This is a genomic window from Kitasatospora sp. NPDC005856, assembly GCF_040629945.1.
Lineage (GTDB): Bacteria > Actinomycetota > Actinomycetes > Streptomycetales > Streptomycetaceae > Kitasatospora.
Map to the genome: position 1 here is coordinate 12,630 of NZ_JBEXWT010000077.1, position 20,226 is coordinate 32,855.

General features: G+C 74.5%; 10 protein-coding genes. 5 read left to right on the forward strand and 5 right to left on the reverse strand.

Annotated features, from left to right (window positions below):
* Nucleotides 1-10: 10 nt before the first annotated feature.
* Nucleotides 11-349: a hypothetical protein gene (locus tag ABZ449_RS32460; RefSeq protein ID WP_360353316.1), complete on the forward strand. Its 339-nt coding sequence runs from the start codon at nucleotides 11-13 to the stop codon at nucleotides 347-349.
* A gap of 180 nt (nucleotides 350-529) precedes the next feature.
* On the opposite strand, the gene ABZ449_RS32465 is transcribed toward ABZ449_RS32460, so the two are convergent.
* Nucleotides 530-1,288, reverse strand: a complete 759-nt coding sequence (locus ABZ449_RS32465) for a hypothetical protein (RefSeq protein ID WP_360353317.1) — start codon at nucleotides 1,286-1,288, stop codon at nucleotides 530-532.
* Between the two features lie 473 nt (nucleotides 1,289-1,761).
* On the opposite strand from ABZ449_RS32465, the gene ABZ449_RS32470 reads away from it, so the two are divergent.
* The 4 genes from ABZ449_RS32470 (at nucleotide 1,762) to ABZ449_RS32485 (ending at nucleotide 6,818) form a co-directional block, all read left to right on the forward strand.
* Nucleotides 1,762-2,292: a GNAT family protein gene (locus ABZ449_RS32470; protein WP_360353319.1), complete on the forward strand. Its 531-nt coding sequence runs from the start codon at nucleotides 1,762-1,764 to the stop codon at nucleotides 2,290-2,292.
* Complete coding sequence (locus ABZ449_RS32475) at nucleotides 2,289-2,987, forward strand: phosphotransferase (RefSeq protein ID WP_360353321.1); 699 nt, start codon at nucleotides 2,289-2,291, stop codon at nucleotides 2,985-2,987. Before ABZ449_RS32470 ends, ABZ449_RS32475 begins: the two co-directional genes overlap by 4 nt.
* A 215-nt stretch (nucleotides 2,988-3,202) precedes the next feature.
* Nucleotides 3,203-6,313 (forward strand): AMP-binding protein, encoded by a 3,111-nt coding sequence (locus ABZ449_RS32480; RefSeq protein ID WP_360353346.1) that lies wholly within the window; start codon nucleotides 3,203-3,205, stop codon nucleotides 6,311-6,313.
* Between the two features lie 100 nt (nucleotides 6,314-6,413).
* Nucleotides 6,414-6,818 carry a hypothetical protein gene (locus ABZ449_RS32485; RefSeq protein WP_360353323.1) on the forward strand — a complete coding sequence of 135 codons (405 nt, stop codon included), beginning with the start codon at nucleotides 6,414-6,416 and terminating at the stop codon, nucleotides 6,816-6,818.
* Between the two features lie 136 nt (nucleotides 6,819-6,954).
* On the opposite strand, the gene ABZ449_RS32490 is transcribed toward ABZ449_RS32485, so the two are convergent.
* The 4 genes from ABZ449_RS32490 to ABZ449_RS32505 form a co-directional block, all read right to left on the reverse strand.
* Complete coding sequence (locus ABZ449_RS32490) at nucleotides 6,955-10,158, reverse strand: amino acid adenylation domain-containing protein (protein WP_360353325.1); 3,204 nt, start codon at nucleotides 10,156-10,158, stop codon at nucleotides 6,955-6,957.
* Nucleotides 10,155-15,728, reverse strand: a complete 5,574-nt coding sequence (locus tag ABZ449_RS32495) for an amino acid adenylation domain-containing protein (RefSeq protein WP_360353327.1) — start codon at nucleotides 15,726-15,728, stop codon at nucleotides 10,155-10,157. Before ABZ449_RS32495 ends, ABZ449_RS32490 begins: the two co-directional genes overlap by 4 nt.
* Before the next feature lie 55 nt (nucleotides 15,729-15,783).
* Nucleotides 15,784-18,858, reverse strand: coding sequence for an amino acid adenylation domain-containing protein (locus ABZ449_RS32500; protein WP_360353329.1), 3,075 nt, complete (start codon nucleotides 18,856-18,858; stop codon nucleotides 15,784-15,786).
* A 352-nt stretch (nucleotides 18,859-19,210) separates the two neighbouring features.
* A complete protein-coding gene (locus ABZ449_RS32505; protein WP_360353331.1) occupies nucleotides 19,211-20,215 on the reverse strand; it encodes a tellurite resistance/C4-dicarboxylate transporter family protein in 1,005 nt (334 codons plus the stop codon).
* Nucleotides 20,216-20,226: the final 11 nt, after the last annotated feature.

A 20,226-nucleotide genomic window follows, 5' to 3' on the forward strand; every position in this document is an offset into this window, starting at 1 on the left:
GGGTTGCCGTGTGACGGACGAGCTGTTGTTCGAAACGACGCAGGCTGGCGGGGGCGGCGGGACGGGTTGCCCGCAGTGCGAGGAGACGACGGAGATCACCGTGTTCCGCGAGCGGCATCGGCCCGTGCTCCGGGGCCGAGGCGCCGTGAGGTTCCTGGCGGCGGCGGTGCTCTTCGTGCTGTCCGCCAAACCACTGCTCAGCGGGCAGGCTGTCGGCGTGCTGTTGTTCGCCCTCGGCGTGTTGTCCGCCGTGTCGTGCGCGCGGGCCGTGGCACGGGCTTCCTCCGGCGGGCCGATCGATGTCGCCTACTGCCACCACTGCTCTGCCCGGTTCAGGAGAACTCCGTAAGGCCGGCACCGACGTACGCCCACCAGTGCTCCGTCAGCTGACGCCGGTCAACAGCTACTACCACCGCCGGTTCTCCACCAGCCTCGAGGAGCACGGGAAGTCAGACCGGCCGACTTCCCGTGCCGCGAGCGGGTGTTCGTCACGCACTCCCGGCCAGCAGCAGCGGCAGCCGCGCCGGCGTCACGGTCCGGTGGCCGCCATCGCCTGCTGCACGGCCGCGGCCCGGGCCGTGGCGTCGTCGACCCGGCGCCGCCCAGCCTCTCCTCGGCTCCAGATGAACGCCCGCCGACGACGCGGCCCCTCACTGCTCCACTCCCGGAACTCCTGGACCACGACGTTGTCGGAGAGCCGCCACCGAACCGTCCGCCCCGAGGCCTCGGGGACGTCGGTGAGTCCGTCGAGCTGCTGGGCGAGTGCGTAACTGTCGACCTGGGCCACGGCACGATCCCAGGTCGCGATCTCGTCCATGAGGGCGTGGGACTCGATGAGCGCCGGAACGGACGGGGCGACTTCGAGGAAGGTGGTGCCACCTCCGTCATCCACTCCGACTCGCCCGTCCGTGTGCACCAGGTAACACACCGGAGAGGACACGTGCTCACCGAACCAGTCGAAGTACCAGCCACGAGCGGGGTCGGTCCACATTCGCTCTCTGAGGTCGTACTGCCAGTCTCGGAGCAGCACGAGGCGTTCGTTCTCGAGAGTGCAGTCGTTTCGCACTTGATAGCGGAGGCCGCCGTACCTCTGGTCGAATCCCTCCCTGCGGATCACGAGCGGCATGGGCGCGGGAACCGACCGACCGGAGGAGTCCCGTACACATAGGAAATCGGTGGAGAGCCGGGGTTTGTACGGGCGTTCGCGCCGACCGGTCCGTTCGAGCAGATTCCTCGCACGGGGCGAGAGACCGGCGGGGTCGTCCAGGATGTGCATCCTGTGCTTCATTTCCCAAGACATGGTGGGGCTTTGGACGACCCCACCGTACCCGCCTGAGCCAAGCCTCTCCTCCTCCCGGGTGCACCGCCTGGTCTCCGGCACTCCGGAACGGCCTCGCTGCCGGTGCCGGCCGCGTTCTGCGACATCCTCGGCTGCACGGCCGCAGACCTCATCGCCACCTCAACCGAGAACCTGACCGCCCGACAGGCCGTCGGCGAGAACCGCCGATCGACCTGGCGGCCCGCCGTCCCACTCGGGTCAGACTGACGGAGGACTGAGCGGTGACGCGGGAGGCCCTCGGCTACCACCACAAGACCGCCACCCACCTCGTCACGGAGGCCGGCGGAACCTGGAGCCGATACGCTCCCGGCGATCACGAACACCGCCCACCGGTCCCGAGGCCGGCCATGGCGCCCCACAGAACCCGTGAGACACGGAAAACCCGTTGGTCAGGGGTGGGCCGCCAGTGGTAAACATGTGACATGTTACAAGGCACCCACATCACCCTCCGGGCCCGTCACGACGCCGACCTCCCGGTGCTCCTGGCCGAGCTGTACGACGACGTGGCGACTCGCTCGCGGGCCGACTCCCGCCCCTGGCGGCCCATCCCTCCGGGCTCGGCGGACTCCCCGTACGCGGTCTCCGGGCCGTCGGACGAGGCGGCCTGCTTCTCCGTGGTCGAGACGGCCTCCGGGGAACTGGCCGGAGAGGCACTGCTGTGGGGCATCGACGCCCACAACCGCGGCGCCCACATCGGCCTCGCCCTGCTGCCGGGCCACCGGGGGCGCGGGCTCGCGCCGGACGTCCTGCGGGTGCTCTGCCACTACGCCTTCCCGGTGCTCGGCCTGCGCCGCCTGCAACTGGAGACTCTGGCGGACAACGCCCCGATGCTGCGGGCCGCCACCGGTGTCGGCTTCACCGTCGAGGGGCGGCTGCGCCAAGCCGCCTGGGCGAACGGGGAGTTCGTGGACCAGGTCGTGCTCGGCCTGCTGGCCGACGAGTGGCGTGGATGAGCGACGGAGCATCCGGGCTGCGGCCCCTCCCGCACGGCTACACCAACCGCACCGCGGGCGACGGCACCGTGGTCGTGAAGCGTTACGAAGGGCCGGACGCCGAGGAGCGGAGCCGGCGCGAGCAGTGGTTGCTGTCCCTGCTGTACGGGCTGCTGCCCGTTCCCCCGCTGCTCGCCACCGAGCCGGGCGCCATCACGCTCGGCCACCTTCCCGGAGTGCCCGCGCAGGACCTGCTGGACGCCGGGCACGGCGCGCAGGTCCTGGCCGCCTGCGGGCGGGTGCTGCGGCGGCTCCAGGCCGTCGACCCCGGCGTGACCGGCGACGTTCCGGTACGCCCGGGATCGGTGCTGGTGCACGGCGACTTCGGGCCCAACAACCTTCTGCTGGACCCGGCCACGTTCGCCGTCACCGGTCTGCTGGACTGGGAGTTCGCCCATCAGGGCGAGCCCGTGGAGGACCTGGCCTGGTGCGAGTGGATCGTCCGCATGCACCACCCGGACCAGGTGGGCTCCCTGCACCACCTCTTCGACGCCTACGGGCAGCCGGTGCCGCCCTGGCCGCGGCGCCGGGCCGCCATGCTCGCCCAGTGCACCCGGCTGGAGGAGTTCTGTCGGCGGCGCGACCCGGACGGGCCGGGGGTACGGCAGTGGCAGGAGCGCGGGCGGCTGACGGCGGGCTGGCCGGAGATCTCCTGACCCCGGCCCCCGGCGGGCGGGCGCCTCCGGGCCTGCCCACCAAGGGTGATGACGATATGTGAACGGATCTGGCGCCCGCCTTCACCGTTCCGATACGGTCTGGACCAATCGGCGGCCGATCTTCCTCCGGCATCGGTCCGCCGCGCTCCGAAAGCCTCCCGGGAGTCGTCATCAGCGCCCAGCCCGCCTCCGTTCCGCTCACGCTTCCGGCGCTCCTGGACCACCGGGCGGCGCTCCATCCCGAACGCACCGCGCTGCTCGTGCCCGGCGGTGGAAGCCTCACCTACGGCCGGTGGCGCGAGCGGGCGGTGCGGGCCGCGCACGGGCTGGCACGGGCGGGCGTGCGACCCGGGGACACCGTGGCGCTGCTGTTCACCAACCGGGAGTGGGACGAGTACGCCGTGGCGTTCCTGGCCGCCCACTACGCGGGCGCGGCCGGACTGGTGATCCGCGAGGACCTGGCTCCGGCGGATGTGGAACGGCTCGTCGAGGCCACCGGGGCGCGCTGGGCACTCGCCGGGAACGGCCCGCGCACCGCGCTGCCCACCCTCGGCCTCGACGAACCCGGCGACCGGGACGACCCCGGACATCGAGAGGGCCTGGCGAGCCGAGACGGCCTCGACTCCCCGGGCGGGAACGAGCCGCCGCACCGGGTCGCCCCTGGGGACCTGGCCCAGATCATCGGCACCTCCGGCACGACCGGCACCCCCAAGGGCGTCCGGGCCGCGCACGCGAGCCTGACCGCCGGCCTGGTCCTCGCCCCCCGCCCCCGCCCGTACGCGCACTCGCGGCACGCCGTGCACGCCTTCCCGATCGGCACCAACGCGGCCCAGGCGGTGCTGGTGAACGCGCTGACCGCACAGCCCACGACGATCTGCCTGCCGCGCTTCGACACGGAGGAATTCGGGCGGGTGGTCGAGGAGTTCGGCGCGGGCACGGTCTTCCTGGTGCCGTCGATGGCGGTGGAACTGCTGAACTCCGGGATCGCCGGCCGCCGGGACCTCGGCAGCGTCCTGCTGGTCGGCTCCACCGCCGCCGCGCTCCCGCCGGCGGTCGCCGCCGGGCTGAGCGCCGCGCTGCCGAAGGCGACGGTCGTCAACACCTACACCTCGGCCGAGGCCTCCCCCGCCCAGATCTCCGCGGTCGTGGACCCCGGCCGCCCGGGCTCGGTGGGCCGCCCGACCGATCCGGCCGACCTGCGGATCCTGGACGAGGCCGGACAGCCGGTGCCGCCCGGCGAGACCGGCGAGATCTGGCTGCGTCAGCCCGGCCCGCCGCGCGGGTACGCCGGTACCGGAGCCGGAGCCGGAGCCGAAGAGGCCGCCGGAGCCGCCTCCGACACCGTCTTCCGAGACGGCTGGGTGCGCATGGGCGATCTCGGCCGACTGGACGGGGACGGCTTCCTCCACCTGGTCGACCGGGAGAGCGACATCGTCAAGTCCGGTGCGCTGAAGGTCTCGACGCTGCGGATCGAGGCCGTGCTGCACGAGCACCCCCAGGTCGCCGACGCCGCCGCGCTCGGCCTGCCGCATCCGGTGATGGGCCAGGTGCCGGTCGCCGCGGTGATACCGCGGCCGGGCGGAATCGATCTCGACGGATTGCGGCTCTTCCTCAGCGAGCGGCTCGCCAGGCCCGAACTGCCGGTACGCATCCTGGTGGTGGAGTCCCTGCCGCGCAATCCGAGCGGCAAGGTGGTCAAGCACCGGCTGCGGACCGCCTTCGAGGAACCCGCCCCGGTGACGGGAAGGGCCCCGGAGACGGAGCGGGAGCTCGCGCTGGCCGCCCTGTGGCGGGCCGTGCTGGGACGGCCGGTCCGGGCGGTGGAGGACGAGTTCTTCGCGCTCGGCGGGGACTCGTTCCGCGCCGTCCAGCTGGCCGCCGCGATCTCCGCCGAGTTCGGCGTGGCGGCTCGTACGGCGCTCGTCTTCGAGCGCCCCTCGCTCCGCGCCCAGGCGGCCTGGCTGGGGCGGGCGGAAGCCTCTCCGGCCGGGCCGGTGGAGCAGTCCGGGGCCGAGGTGTCGGACTTCCTCCGCTCGCTGCGCGCCCAGCCGCACGACCTGCCGCTCACCTCCCAGCAGGAGAACTTCCTGCGCTGGATGGCCGAGGTCCCGGGCCGCAACGTCGGCTCGGTGGCGGTGATGTTCCGGGTGACGCAGGGCCTGCGGACGGACGTCCTGGCCGACGCCCTGCACGAGGCGATCCGTCGCCACCCCGCGCTGCGGACCAGGTTCGTCCCGGTGCCCGGTGCCGAACCGGGGGTGCTGCGGGCCGCCCTGGACGACGAACCGCACGCGGACGTGGTGCTGGTGGACGCGCCCGGCGCGAGCGACGACGAGGTGTCGGAGCGGCTGGTCGCCGTGCGCGACCGGTTGACGGACGTCGCGACGGGGCCGATGACCAGGCTGGCCGTGGTCAGCCGGGGGCGGGAGGACCACGTCGTCCTGCTGGCCGTCCACCACCTCGTCAGCGACGGCTGGTCGCTGGGCCTGCTCCTGCGCGACCTCGGGGTGGTGTACTCGGCGCTGCGCAACGGCCGCCGGGCGCCGGCGGCCCGGCCCGGCCCGGAGTACCGCGAACTGGTGGAGTGGTCGAACGCCCACTGGCCGGCGTCCCGGACGCACTTCACGGCGGCGCTCGCGGGCGCGCCCGCGGCGATCGATCCCTTCCCCGGGCGCCGACACACCGAGGTGGTACTGAGCGCCGCCCACGCGTTCACGGTGCCCCCGGAGGCGGCCGGCGCGCTGCGGGCCAGGGCGGCGGAGCTGGGGGCCACTCCGTTCCTCGCGGTGGCGGCGGTCTGGAGCGGTCTGCTGGCCGCCCGCAGCGGACAGCCGGACCTCGTCCTCATGACGCCGGTGCCCGGCCGGACCCGCCCGGAGGCGGAGCGGGCGGTCGGCTGCTTCGTGCAGTCGCTCCTGGTGCGGGTGGACGCGTCGGGTTCGCCCGGGTTCGCCGAACTGCTCGACCGGGTCCGGTCCGCCGCCACCGCCGCGCTCGACCACCAGCTGTACCCGTTCGCGGAGTTCAGCCCGCTGGCGCCGTTCGCGGCCTGGCTGAGGTACGAGAGCTGGAGCGCGCCGGCCCAGCTGCCGGGAGTGGCCTGCGCCTCGTGGGAGCTGCCGCGCAACGCCACCGTGCCGTACCCGCTGCCCGGCGGCGACCGGCACGTCCCGGAGCTCGCGGTCACCGAGCTGTCGGACGGCGGGCTGCGGTGCTGGCTGCGGTACAACGAGCACGCCTTCGAGACCGGGGCGGTGGCCGCGCTGGCCGAGGACCTCGCCGCCGCGCTGACCGGGGCGAGCGGGGCGGAGACGGCCGGCATCTGACACGACGACGCGACCGCTCGAAGGCAAAGGTTCCACCAAGCGTGCGAGTTCCGCCCCGCACCGGGTCTATGCTTTTCGAGGTTTGAAGAAGGCACCTCGTTTGTGCAACGACAGGGCCGTCCTCGGCCCCTGGGTCAACGGGCCCAGGACCAACGCCTTCACCACCGTCGTCGTCGGCGTCCTGGTCACCCTGGCCGTCATCCTCACCGCCTCCGTCCTCTTCCCCGACCTCAGCGCCACCGCCATCGAGGGGATCATGGCCGGCTGCGGGGTCGCCGGGGTGCTGGCCGCCGGGTACTCCTTCACCGGCCGCCGCACCGCGACGAAGGAGGACCTGGTGGACCGCACCGGCCGCGACGACTGGCGGATGCCGCCGCTGGAGACGCTGACCAGGCCCGTCGTCTCCACCGGCTACAAGATCGGTATGGGCGCCCTGCGCGGTTACCTGCTGATCGCGATGGTCCTGGTCGTCGTCAAGATCGTCCAGACCGCCCTCGGCCACTGATCCGACCGCCGGGGCGACGGCCACCACGACCGGCCGCGCCCCGGCCGCCTGTCCCGGACGACCCGGGTGGACGCGGTCCTCGCCGCCGGCCCTGGCGGCCCGGCTCCGCGCGCCCTCGGAGCCGGGCCACGACCGCTCAGCCGGAGAGCCGACCAGCCGCCTCCTCCTCGGTGAGCGCGTCGATCTCGGCGATCAGCAGCGCCTCGATCCGGGCCGCGAGGGCGGCCGGTGTACTGCTCTCGAACACGTCGCGGATGGGGATGTCGAGACCGAGGCCGGCCCGGATCCGCGCGGCGACCCGGGTGACCAGGAGGGAGTCCCCGCCCAGCGCGAGGAAGTCGTCGAACACCCCGACCCGGGGCACTCCGAGGACCTCCTGCCACAGCTCGGTGACCAGGTGCTCGGCATCGCTGCGCGGCGCGACGTAGCCCGGCCCGGCGCCCGGCCCGGGGTCGGGCAGCGCCGCGAGGTCGGGTTTGCCGTTCGGGGTCAGCGGCAGCCTGGCCAGGGTGAGCACGGTGTCCGGGACCATGTAGGAGGGCAGCCGCAGCGCGAGGTGCTCGCGCAGCTCGGCCGGGTCGGGCTCGGCCCCAGGGCAGGGGACGGCGTACGCCAGCAGCCTGCGGCCGTCGCGGACCAGCACGGCGGCCTGCGCGACGGCCGGGTGCGCGGTCAGCGCGGACTCGATCTCCGCGGGCTCGATCCGGTAGCCGCGCAGCTTCAGCTGCGCGTCGCCGCGCCCCAGGAAGTCCAGCCGGCCGTCCGCCCGCCACCGTGCGCGGTCCCCGGTGCGGTACATCACGCCGCCGGCGAACGGATCGGGCACGAAGGCGGCTGCGGTCAGGTCGGGCCGGCCCAGGTAGCCCCGTGCCAGGCCGCTGCCGCCGATGTACAGCTCGCCCTCGGAGCCCCGCGGCAGCAGCCCACCGCGCTCGTCCAGCACATGGAGCCTGACCCCGGGCAGCGGGCGGCCCAGCGAGGGCCGGCGGTCGGTGTCCGCGGCGGTCAGTTCGGCCGCGGTGACGATCACCGTGGCCTCGGTCGGGCCGTAGGTGTTGACCAGCCGGACCGCGTCCCCGTGCCGTCGTCTCCACCGGGCGACGGTGTCGGCACGGGCCTCGGAACCGCCGATGACCACCAGGCGCAGTGCCTGCGGCCAGCGGGTCTGCTCGCCGAGGCCGACGAGTTCCTCCCAGTAGGCCGTCGGCAGGTCGAGCACGGTGACGGACCGGCCGGACGGGCCGTCCAGCAGGTCGGGCAGGGTCCGGCCGCCACCGGGCAACAGCACGACGCACGCGCCGGAGGCGAGCGCCGGCCAGAGCTCCTCCACGTGGGTGTCGAAGCCGAGGGAGGCGAACTGGACGATCCGGTCGGCGGAGCCCAGCGCGTAGCCCTCCGGGCCTGCCATCCAGTCGACCCGGGCGGACACCGCCGCGTGGTCGACCGCGACGGCCTTCGGCGTACCGGTGGAGCCGGAGGTGTAGAGGACGTAGGCCAGTCCCTCCCCGGGCCCGGGCAGGTCCGTCCCGGCGAGAGGCAGGCCCGCGTCGGCGAGGCGCAGGTCCGCGCCAGCGAGGGGCAGGTCCGCGTCGGCGAGGCGCAGGTCCGCGCCGGCGAGGGGCAGGTCCGCGCCGGAGAGGGTGAGGACGGCGTCGGCCTCACGGACCATCAGGGCGCGGCGGTCCTCGGGGTGAGCCGGATCGAGCGGGAGGTAGGCGGCGCCCGCCTTCCAGATCGCCGTCAGGGCGACGACCAGGTCGACGGAGGGCGCCATCGACACCGCGACCACCCGGCCTGCCACCGGGCCGAGCCGGTGCGCCAGTTCGGTGGACCGCCGGTCGAGTTCGGCGTAGGACAGCGTCCGGCCGTCGCAGTCCAGCGCCGGCGCGTCCGGTCGCGCGGCCACCTGGTCCGCGAACCGCTCCAGCACCGTTCGCACCGTGGCGGGAGCCGCCGGCCCCGCCCCCAGGGCGAGCAGCTCCGCCCGCTCCTGCGCCCCGACGAACCAGTCGCCGTGCAGCGGGAGTTCCGGGTCCTGGACGATCCGCGCGTACAGCTCGCGGCACCGGCCGCCGAGCGCCTCGACGGTCTCCCGGTCGAAGAGCTCGCGGTCGTAGCAGAAGGAGAGCGTGAGGCCGCCGTCGGCGGTGCGCCAGCTGTCGAGCAGCAGGTCGGTCTTGGCCTGCTCGAAGCCGGAGTCCATGCTCGCCGTGCGGACGCCCGCGGGCAGCGCGGGCTCGCCGGAGCCGTCCGCGAGTTCGTTCTGGCTCTGGTGGACGAAGACGGCCTGGTAGAGAGGGCCGGCTCCGGTGTCCGCGGGCAGTCCGAGGTGGGCGGCGAGCCGCTCGGCCGGGGCGTCGGGGCGGCTCAGGGCGGCGAGCGCGGCGGACCTGGTCCGCTTCAGCACCTCGCGGAAGCCCGGGTCGCCGGTCAGGTCCGCCCTGATCACCGCGGTGCGGTTGAAGTAGCCGAGCAGCGCCTCGTGCGCCGCCTCGGTGCGGCCCGCCAGCGGGGTGCCGACCACGAAGTCCCGGGAGCCGGTCCAGCGCGCGAGCACGCACTGGTAGCCGGTGAGCAGCACCATGAACGGGGTGCACCGCTCCTGCCGGGCCAGCCGGTCGAGGGCGGCGGTCAGCTCGGGGCCGAGGTCGACGGTGACGAAGCCGGCGGGTCTGGTGGGGTCCGACGGCCTCGGCCGGTCGAACGGGAGGCGCAGCGCTCCGGTGCCGGCGAGCCGGTCCGCCCAGAACCGGAACGCCTCCTCGCCCGCCTGCCCGCCGGTCCCGGCCTGTTCGGCCCGGGCGAAGTCGCCGTACTGCAGCTGGAGTTGCGGCAGTTCGGCGGGTGCTTCGCCGATCTCCTCGCGGTAGAGGGCCAGCAGTTCGCGCCACATCGTGCGGAAGGACCAGCCGTCGGCGACGATGTGGTGGACGACGACGCTGACCGCGTGTTCCCGCTCCCCCGCGCTGATCAGGGTCGCGCGCAGGGGCGGCGCGGCGGCGAGGTCGAACGGCGCGTTGACGTGGGGTCGGCAGGCGTCCGTGAAGTCCGCCTCGGTGGCGCCCTCGGGCAGTCGGAGGGTGACCAGGTCGATCTCGGCGGGCGGCTGGACGAGTTGGACGGGCTCCGCCGCCTCGGGGCCGTCGTACCCGAAGCGGGTGCGGAGGATCTCGTGCCGTTCGGTCAGCCGGCCGAGGGCGGTGCGCAGGGCCCGCGGATCGATCGGCCCGGTCCAGCGCCGGTTGAGGTACATGTTGAAGCCGGCGTCCTCCGGGTGGAGTTGCTGGAGGAACCAGAGCCGGCGCTGTTCGGCGGTCAGCGGGTGGGTGGCGGTGGTCACCGGACGGTCACCTCGGCGGTCTCGGAGGGGTGCGGGAGGGCGGGGGCGGCTGTGCCACCGGGTGCGGCGGTACTTGCGGTGCCGACGGGAGCGGCGGTGCCGGCGGTCCGGTCCTGGAGGGTCTTCAGACCGACCAGGTCGTCGGGCTCGGCGTCGGGGACGTCCCGGTCGAAGTGGCGCAGCACCGGGACGGCCAGGCAGACCAGTGCGAGGGCGGCCATGGCGAGGCCGAACAGCAGGTAGAGCAGTCCGATGCTGCGGCCGTCGCCGGTGCCGATGAGCCGGCCGACGGTGGCGGCGAGGGCGCCGTCGCGGTCCATCAGGGGTTGGAGGAGCCCGGGGCCGAAGGGGGCGACCACGGCGAAACCGACCGGCAGGGTGGACCAGGCGACCATCGTGTTGACCGCGATCACCCGGCCGTGGAAGCGCAGCGGCACCTTGGTCTGCACGATGGTCGCGTAGGAGCCGTTGAGCAGGGCGAGGGCGAAGGTCATGCCGAACGCGCCGAGGGCGACCGTCCAGATCGACGGGCGCAGCCCGGTGAGCAGGCAGGCGCCGGCGACCGCCAGGGTGGCGAGCAGCACCCCGCGCAGCTTCCGCCGGCGCGGTCCGCCCCAGACCACCAGGGTGATCCCGCCGAGCACGGCGCCGAGGCCCGCCGCCGTGGACACCCAGCCGGCCGCAGAGAGCGGGGCGAAGGAGAGCACGAGGGGGGTGGTGAGCAGGAACAGCGGAGAGAGGAAGACGTTCAGGACGGCGAAGTACAGCAGCATCGCGCGGAAGTGACGGCTGCCGAGGGCCCGCCTGAAGCCTTCGCGGATCTCGGCGGGGATGCTCTCGCGCCGGGTGGATCCCATCACGTCCGGGAAGCGCACGGCCAGGGTGACGGCGACGGCCACGGCGTAGCCCGCCACGTCGAGGGCGAGGATGCCGCCGAGCCCGATCGCGGCCAGCAGGCCCACGGCGAACAGCGGGACGAGGAACTGGGCGAGGCCGAAGGCCATCTGGACGACGCCGTTGGCGCGGCCGAGGTAGCGCTTGGGGACGAGCTGGGGCACGGCCGCGTTCCAGGCGAGCCGTTGGAAGGAGAGGGCGGCGGACAGCACGGCGACGAGCGCGTAGGCGTGCCAGACCTCGAGGCCGCCGGTGGCGTACAGCAGGAGCAGGACGGCCTGGGTGAGGCCGGCGGCGAGGTCCCCGATGAGCATGGTGCGGCGCCGGTCGCCCCGGTCGACGATCGCTCCGGCGATCGGGGCGGCGAGGATGCCGGGCACCAGGCCGCAGGCGGCCAGCAGCCCGAACTGGGCGAGGGAGCCGGTGCGCAGGTAGATCCAGACCGGGAGGGCGAACTCGGTGAGCGCCGATCCGATCATCGAGACCTGCTGCCCGGAGGCCACGGTGAGGAAGCGGCGCATGGTCGGGCGGACGGGCGGCTGCGCGCCCTGCGTGTCCGGTCGTTCGGCGTCCCGGGAGAGCCCGGCCAACCACCAGGTGGCGCCGTCCGTGCGGCGGTGGCGGTCCCCCTTCCCCGCGGCGATCGAGCGGTGGACGCCGGTGACGACGGCCGCGAGCTCGGCGGCCCGGTACTTGAGGTAGAAGTGGCCGGCCTCGTCGAGGACCACGACGGCGGTGGTGTCGGCGATCCGGTGCCACTCGCGGTAGCGCTCCTGGTAGAACTCGGTGGCCGGGTCGCGGTCGCCGCAGACCGCGATCACGGGGGCCTTGATCCGTCCGCCCTCGGTGCCGAACATCCGGGTGAAGTACCGTTCGACGTCCTTGGTGCCGGTGCGGCGGTTGCGGACGATCAGCCGCAGTTGCTCCGGGTCCAGGTCGTCGGTGTCCATCCCGGCGGCGGCCAGGCCGTTGATCATGTCCTGGTCGCTGCGCATCCGGTCGAGGAGTTCGGCCCACCGTTCCCCGACCGCCGCGCCGCGCCCCTTGGGGCGGGCGAAGGGGAAGATGCCGCCGAGGTGGACGGCGTCGATCTCCCGGCCGGCGGCCTCGACCCGGCGGGCGATCTCGATGGCGAGGCGTACGCCGACGCCGCAGTGCCCGTACAGCACGATCCGGCCCTCGACGCCCTCGACGATCTCGCGGGCGCACCGGTCGGCGACCTCGTCGACGTCCATCGGTTCCTCGCCGAGCTCGTGTCCGGGGACGGCGATGGAGTGCAGCGCCCAGTCCTCGGGCAGGGCGTCGGCGAGCGGCTTGTAGATCAGTGCGCTGCCGCCGCCGTAGGGCGCGCAGACCACGCTGGCGGTGGTGCGGCGGCGTTCGGGGGTGAGCCGGTGCAGCAGCCCCCGCGGTCCCCGGTCGGCGCCCGGGTCGGCGACGAGCCCGGCGAGCTGCCGGACGGTCGGGAAGCGGAAGAGGTCCATCACGCCGACCGGGGTCGGCAGCTCGGGGAAGGCGCGGCGCAGCCGGGCGACGACCTGGGTGGCGAGCAGCGAGTGCCCGCCGATCTCGAAGAAGTCGTCCAGTGCGCCGACCTCGGCGACGTCGAGCACCTCGGCCCAGATCGCGGCGATCAGTGTCTCGGTCTCGCCCTCGGGTTCGACACGGCCCGCGGCCGGGGCGGCGTCCTCGGGTTCGGGCAGCGCCTTGCGGTCGACCTTGCCGTGGGCCAGCAGCGGCAGGCGGTCCAGGACGACGAACCGGGCGGGGACCATGTAGTCGGGCAGGACCTCGCCGAGCGCCGCCCGCAGCTCGGCGGCGGCGGGGACGGTCCCGCCGCTCGCGCGTTCGAGATAGGCGACGAGGTTCTGTCTGATCCCCTCGCCCCGGACGGTCACGAAGGCCTGGGTGACGCCGGTCAGCGCGGTGAGCGCGGCCTCGATCTCGCCGGGCTCGACCCGGAAGCCGCGGACCTTGATCTGGTCGTCGGCGCGTCCCAGGTACTCCAGCACCCCGTCCGGCCGCCAGCGGGCCAGGTCGCCGGTGCGGTACATCCGGCCGCCGGCGAACGGGTCCTCGACGAAACGTTCCGCCGTCAGCTCGGGGCGGCCCAGGTAGCCGCGGGCCAGCCGGTTCCCGCCGAGGTACAGCTCACCGGTCACCCCGGGCGGCACCGGCCGCCGGGCCCCGTCCAGGACGTAGCAGCGCGCGCCCGCGAGCGGGGTGCCGATCGGCGTGTTCCCCGGGCCGTGCTCCCCCGGGAGGACCTCGTGGACGGTGACGCCGACCGTCGCCTCGGTCGGGCCGTAGTGGTTGAACACCGCGCAGCCGCCCCGGTCGGCCAGGTCGGCGGCCCAGGCCCAGGATGAGGCCTCCCCACCGAGCACCAGGGCCCGGCGCGGCAGTAGGCGTTCGAGCGGGGCGTCGGCGGACAGCGCGGCCAGGTGGGAAGGCGTCATCTTGAGGTAGTCGAGGGCCGACTCCTCGATGTGCTCGGCGAGTTCGGCGCCGGCGATGCGACGCGGCAGCAGGTGCACCCGGCCGCCGGTGGTGAGCGCCAGGTACAGCATGGTGATGCTGAAGTCGAACGACAGGGACTGCAGCAGCCCGTAGCGGGCGCCGGGCTCGATCCGCAGCCGCTCCCGCACGCCGGCCAGGTAGTTGAGGATCTCCCGGTGCTGTACGGCGACGCCCTTGGGCTGCCCGGTGGAGCCGGAGGTGTAGATGACGTACGCGAGGTCGTCCGGGCCGGAGGCCTCCACGAGCGGCGTGTCGTCCGGTGCGGGGTCCGGCGTCGGGTCGGCGCGGTCCACGAGCAGCTCGGCGCCGCCGTACCCGGGGAACCGCTCCCGCAGCACCGAGTCCGTCACCAGCACCCGCACGTCCGCGTCGGCCACCAGGTGGGAGAGCCGCGCGGGCGGCTGCTCCGGGTCCAGCGGCAGGTAGCAGCCGCCGGCCTTCAGCACGCCGACCAGGGCGACCGCCAGGTCCGGGGACTGTTCCAGGCACACCGCCACCCGGTCGTCCCGGCCGACGCCGAGGGCCCGTAGCCGCCGGGCCAGGGCCGTCGCCCGGGCGTCGAGTTCGCGGTGGGTGACGGTGGCGTCCTCGAAGACCAGCGCGGGGCGGTCGCCGGCCTGCCGGGCCGCCGCCGCGAGCAGCGCGGTCAGCGTCCCGGGTCCGCCCTCGGGGAGGTCCGGGCCGGCCGCCCAGCGTTCGAGCACGTCACGGCGCTCGGCGGCGGTCGTCACCGGCAGTTCCTCGACGGCTCGGTCCGGATCGGCCGTCGCCGCCGTCATCAGGACCTCGAAGCGCTCGACGAGCCGTCGCACGGTGTCGGCGTCGAAGAGGTCGGTGCGGTAGGTGATCAGTCCGAAGAGCCCGCCGTCCTTCTTCTCCCGCAGGTAGAACGCGAGGTCGGAGTGGCTGGTGGTGGCCGCGTGCCCGTATCCCTCCGCCGTGGCGGCGGGCGCGGTGGGGGCCGCGCGCTCTCCGTAGTTCTGGAAGGCGAAGGTCACCTGGAACACCGCCGAGCGGCTGACGTCCCGCTCGACGTCCAGGTCGGCGACCATCTGCTCGAAGGGCACCTCCTGGTGGGTGTAGGCGTTCAGCGTCGTCTCCCGCACCCTGGCGACCAGTTCGCCGAAGGTGAGACCCTCCTCCAGCCGGGCGCGGATCGGCAGCATGTTGACGAAGGCCCCGACGACCGCCTCCAGTTCCCGGTGGAGACGGCCGGCCACGGCCGAACCGATCGCGAAGTCCCGCTGGCCGGTGTGCCGGCCGAGCAGCACCTGGAGCCCGGCCATCAGCACCATGTACGTCGAGGCCCCGTGGGCGCGGGCGCACTCGGCGACGGCGCGGGCGAGTTCCGGGCTCCAGTGCAGTTCCACGGCCGCGCCGTCGAAGGTGAGCAGCGGCGGCCGGGGGCGGTCGGCCGGTAGTTCCAGGGCGGGGACGTCGGCGAGTTCGGTGCGCCAGTAGTCGCGGGAGGCGGCCAGGGCGCCGCTGTCCAGCCGGTCCCGCTGCCAGCGCGCGTAGTCACCGAACTGCACGGGCAGAGGCGGGAGTTCGCGGTCCGCGCAGTCGGTGTACCGGGCGTAGAGGACGTCCAGTTCCCGGTTGAGGATGTCGATCGACCATCCGTCGCCGACGATGTGGTGCATGACCAGGGCGAGGACGTGGTCCTCCTCGGCGAGCCGGACCAGCAGGGCCCGCAGCAGCGGGCCGGCCGCGAGGTCGAAGGGTCTCGCGACCAGCTGTGCGATCTCGTCCGCCGCTCTTCGGTCGGGGTCGGGATCGTCCGAGGCGTCCACGAAGCCGGCGGCGAAGGGGCCCGGTTCGGCGACCAGGACCTCGGCCCTGCCGTCCTCGGTGACCGGGAAGGTCATCCGCAGCCCCTCGTGCCGTGCGACCAGGGCGGCCAGGGCGGCGTCCAGCGCCGAGCGGTCCAGCGGCCCGCGCAGCCGCCGGGCCGGGGCGAGCGTGTACGCCGTCCCGCCGGGCGAGAACTGGTCCATGAACCAGAGCCGTTCCTGTCCGCTGGACAGGGGCGGCACGCTGCCCGCCGGACGGGGCTCGACCACCCGCACCGGAGCCGTGGCACCGCGCAGGCGCTGGGCGAGGAGGGATCGTTTGGTGGCGGACCAGTCCGCGGTCAGGTCCTGGGTGTCGGTCATCGGCAGTCCGTTCGGGCGTGGAGCGGGGAGGAGGCGCAGGAGCGGTCGGCGGCGGTCAACGCCGCTCTCGCACGACGGCGGCCAGGGCGACCGGAGTGGAGGCGTCGAAGAACAGGTCGAAGTCGAGCTCGACCCCGAAGGAGGCGCGGATCCGGGCAGTGATCTGGATGATCGTCAGCGAGTGTCCGCCGAGGTCGAAGAGGTCGTCCTCGGGGCCGATGCCGGTGGCGCCCAGGACCTCCTCCCAGATCGCCAGGATGCCGGCGGTGACGTCGTCCGTCTCCGCCGGGCCCGTGACGGCCACGCGCGGCGGGGCGGGCAGCGCGCGCCGGTCGAGCTTGCCGCTCGGGGTGAGCGGCAGCTGGTCGAGGGTCACGAACTGCCGGGGCACCATGACGGCGGGGAGGGTGCGCAGCAGGTGGTCCCGCAGGTCCGCGTCGGACAGCGGTGCGCCGCCGGGTGCGGGCACCCGGTAGCCGACGAGCGCGGGTTCCCCCTCGGCCTGTTCGCACACGGCGACGGCCGCCGCGGCGACGGCCGGGTGGTCGAGCAGCGCGGCCTCGATCTCCCCGAGCTCGACGCGGTGGCCGCGGATCTTCACCTGGTCGTCGATCCGGCCGTGGAACTCCAGTTCGCCCTCCGGCGTCCACGCCGCGAGGTCACCGGTGCGGTACATCCGGCCGCCGGCGAACGGGTCCTTGACGAAACGTTCCGCCGTCAACTCGGGTCGGCCCCGGTAGCCGTTCGCGACACCGTCGCCGCCCAGGTGGAGCTCTCCGGGGATGCCGACCGGCAGGGGCCGGCCGTGCGCGTCCAGGACGTACGCCCTGGTGTTGGCGATCGGTCTGCCGATCACCACGGTGTCCGGCTCCGCGGGGACCTCGGCGCAGGTGGCGTAGATCGTCGCCTCGGTCGGGCCGTACCCGTTGACCAGCCGGCCGAGGGAACCCCGGAGCTCGCGGGCGAGCGGGAGCGGCAGTGCCTCCCCGCCCACGATCCCGGTCAGCCCCGCCGGCAGCGGCCCGGCGCTGAGCAGGACGCGCCAGCCCGACGGGGTCGCCTGCAGATGGGTCACGCCTTCCCGCCGGATCAGCCCGACCGTGCCCGGCGCGTCCAGGGCGGCGCCGTCCGGCGCGAGGACCAGTCGGCCGCCGGAGATCAGCGGGAGCAGGATCTCCAGCCCGGATATGTCGAAGGAGAGCGAGGTCAGGCCGAGCCAGACGTGCTGCCGCCCCGAGCCCAGCCGGTCCGCGAACGAGGTGAGCAGGTTCACCAGGGCCCGGTGCCCGATCTCCACGCCCTTGGGCCGTCCGGTCGAGCCGGAGGTGTACAGCACGTAGGCGAGGTCGCCGGCCCGGGCCGGCACCACCCCGGCGGGCCCCGGCTGGGTGCGGCCGCCGCCGAGGCGCAGGACGGCCGGTGCCGCCGCCGCCAGTTCGGGCGCGGGCTCCCGGTCGGCGACCAGCAGGGCCGCGCCCGAGTCGGCGAGCAGGAACGCGAGCCGCTCGGTGGGGTGGCCGGGGTCGAGCGGCAGGTAGGCGGCCCCGGCTGCGTGCACCGCGAGCAGGACGGCGGGCAGGTCGGCGGAGCGTTCCAGGTGCAGGGCGACGACGTCGCCCTGGCGGACCCCGGCCCCGCCCAGGACGGCGGCGAGTTCGTCGATCCGCTCCACGAGTGCCCGGTAGGTCAGCCGCTCGGCGCCCGCGCTGACGGCGAGGGCGTCCGGCGTCTCGGCGGCCCGCTCGCGGACCAGGTCCAGGGCCGTGCGCTCGCGCGGGTAGGCGCGGGCGGTGTCGTTCCACTCCTCGACCACGAGGTGCCGCTCGGCCTCGCCCAGCAGCGGCAGGGCGTTCAGCGCAGCCTCGGGCGTGGCCGTCGCGGCTTCCAGCAGGGCCGTGTAGTGCCCGGCGATCCGGGCCGCGGCATCCGGTGACAGGACCGCCGGAGCGTACTGGAGCGAGAACGCGAGCCCGTCGGCGGTGTCCACCGCCTGGAGGTGGAGCGTGTTGCGGGCGGCGCCGCTGAACACCGTACGGTCCACCCGGACGGCGCTTCCCGGGAACACCGGGTCCACGGCGCGGCCCCGCCGGTAGCCGAACGAGACGGGGGCCAGCCCGGCGCGCGGCGTCAGACCGCCGACCGCCGTGCCGAAGGGCACCGGGCGGAACGGGTATCCCCCACGGGCCTCGGCCCGGACGGCCCGGGCGTATGCGGCGAAGGGCATCCCGGCGTTCGCCCCGGCCGGCGCGTGCACCGGCAGCTCGTTGACGAACAGACCGATCTGCCCGGCCTGTTCGGCCGTCCGGACGGAGAGCGGCACGGATACCGGGACGGCCTCGCCGCCGTAGCGCAGCAGCAGTCCGTGCAGTGCGGCGAGGAGGAACTCGAAGACGGTGACGCCGCAGCTCTGCGCGGCCTCGGCCAGTGCCGCCCGGCCTTGGGCGTCCATCCGCCACCCGACGGACGCTCCGGCCGCCGGGGCGGTGACGGCCTGCGGCAGTCCGGGCAGGACGGGCTCCGTCGCCGCGGCCCAGCGCGGGCCGTACCGGTCCGCCGCGCGCCGCACCAGGTCGGGGTCGGGCTCGGGGTCGGGCTCGGCGTCCGACTCGAGCGCGGGGAGGGGCACGGTCGCGGACCGGTCGGCGGCCGGGGCGGCCTCGCCGGCGGCCTGCGCGTAGGCCGCGGCGAGCTCCGCCACCAGGACGTCCTTGGACTCCCCGTCGAAGACGGCATGGTGGACGACGGCCAGCAGGACCGCCGCGTCACCGGGGCCGCGGTGGAGGGTGAACCGCGCCGGAGGGCCCGCCTCCAGGTCGAACGGCCGTACCGCGTCCTCGGCCAGCCGCTTCTCCCGGCTCTCCGCGCAGTCCCCGGAGACGTCGACCAGTTCGAGGACCGGAGCGGCACCGGTCTCCAGCAGGACGTTCCCCTCGCGTTCCACGAACACCCGGGACAGCGCGGGATGACGGGACGTCACCGTCGAGACGGCCCGCGCGAGAGCGTCGGCATCGACCCGGTCGAAGGAGATCAGGACGGGCATGTGGAACACCCCGTGCGTGTGGCCGAGGCGCTCGGTGATCCAGATGCCCCGCTGGAAGGGCGACGCGTGCGGGGGGAGCGAGTGTGGCATGTGCGGCTCGATTCGGCAGTCGGTGAATGGCGCGTTCCCCGTGGCCGGGCGCCGACGTGGCCGACACCGCGGACTTCTCTGGCGACCCGGTCGCCGGGTGGCGTCCGACCGGCCCCCGCCGGCCTGCGGGCCGCTCCGGCCTCGATCCTCCCGGCCCGCAGATCCCCCCTGCGCACCACCGGGTCGGAACCGGTCCCCTCCCCCGATGAACGACCGATCTTGGTCCAGACCTGCCGAGAGGTTGGCAGAGAAGCCCAGCGTCGTCAAGGGTCGTCCACTCCGCTGACAAAGACGTCATGAACGCGTCCAACCTGCGGGAATGCGCTCCCCCGGGGGGACTTCTGATCGTTCGTCACCGTCGCAACGGCCGCCGGCGCAGGACGCGGCGCACCCGGGGCCACCGCGACGCGGCGGCGAGGAAGCCGGCCGCCGTCAGCAGCCAGGCGCCCGCCGCGATCCACAGCAGCACCCGGCCGAGCGGCCGCAGCCAGTCCACCCCCGTCACGGCCACGGCGACCAGGGCGGCGACGGCGGTCATGCCGAGCGGGAACACGGTGGCCCAGCGGCGCAGGTCGTAGTCCGGCCGCGGGTTGCGCAGCTCCGCCGCCAGGAGGACGGCGTAGCCGGCGAGCGCCAGGCCGAGCAGCACCCAGGTGGCGACGCGCAGGGCGTCGTGGAGGCCGGGCGTCCAGTCGGGCAGGGCGGTGAGCTTGCCCGCGGCGAGGGCCGAGATGGACAGCGCCCCGGCGATCACCCACTGGTCGCCGGCCCCGGTGAGGATCTGGCGGAGGTCGAAGCGGACCAGGGCCCCGAGGTAGAGCAGGAGGCCGGCGCAGAAGGCGGCGAGCGCGGCGGGCGCCAGCCAGTCGGGGCCGCCGGCCGGCGCGACGGTGGCGGCGAGGACGGCGAGCGACTGGGTGGAGACGCAGACCAGGAAGACGGCCCCGGGCATGCCGCGCCGCCAGTGGCGCACGACGGAGGCCAGCAGGAACGGCCAGGCCAGGGCGGCGAGGGCGAGCAGCGCGAGGGCGAGGCCCTGGTGGCCCAGCAGGGAGATCCGGGTACCGAGGACGTCGGTGGCGGCGACGGCGGTGAGGGCGGGCGGGGTCGCGGCCTTGAGGGTCCAGTCGCCGCGGGCGTTCAGGAGGGTCAGGGCGAAGGCCGCCGCGAGCAGCGCCCAGAGGCCGACGGCGAGGGCGAGCAGGACGTACGAGAGCACCTCCTGCCCGATCAGGTGGAGGCCGACGGAGACGATGCCGGTGGCCATCACCGCCGAGCCGGCCGCGGGCGGCACGGCGCTCCACCACCGGTTCGCAGCCTCCGGCCGCGCGATCCGGGGGCTGGTCTCAGAGTTCATGGTGCTCATTC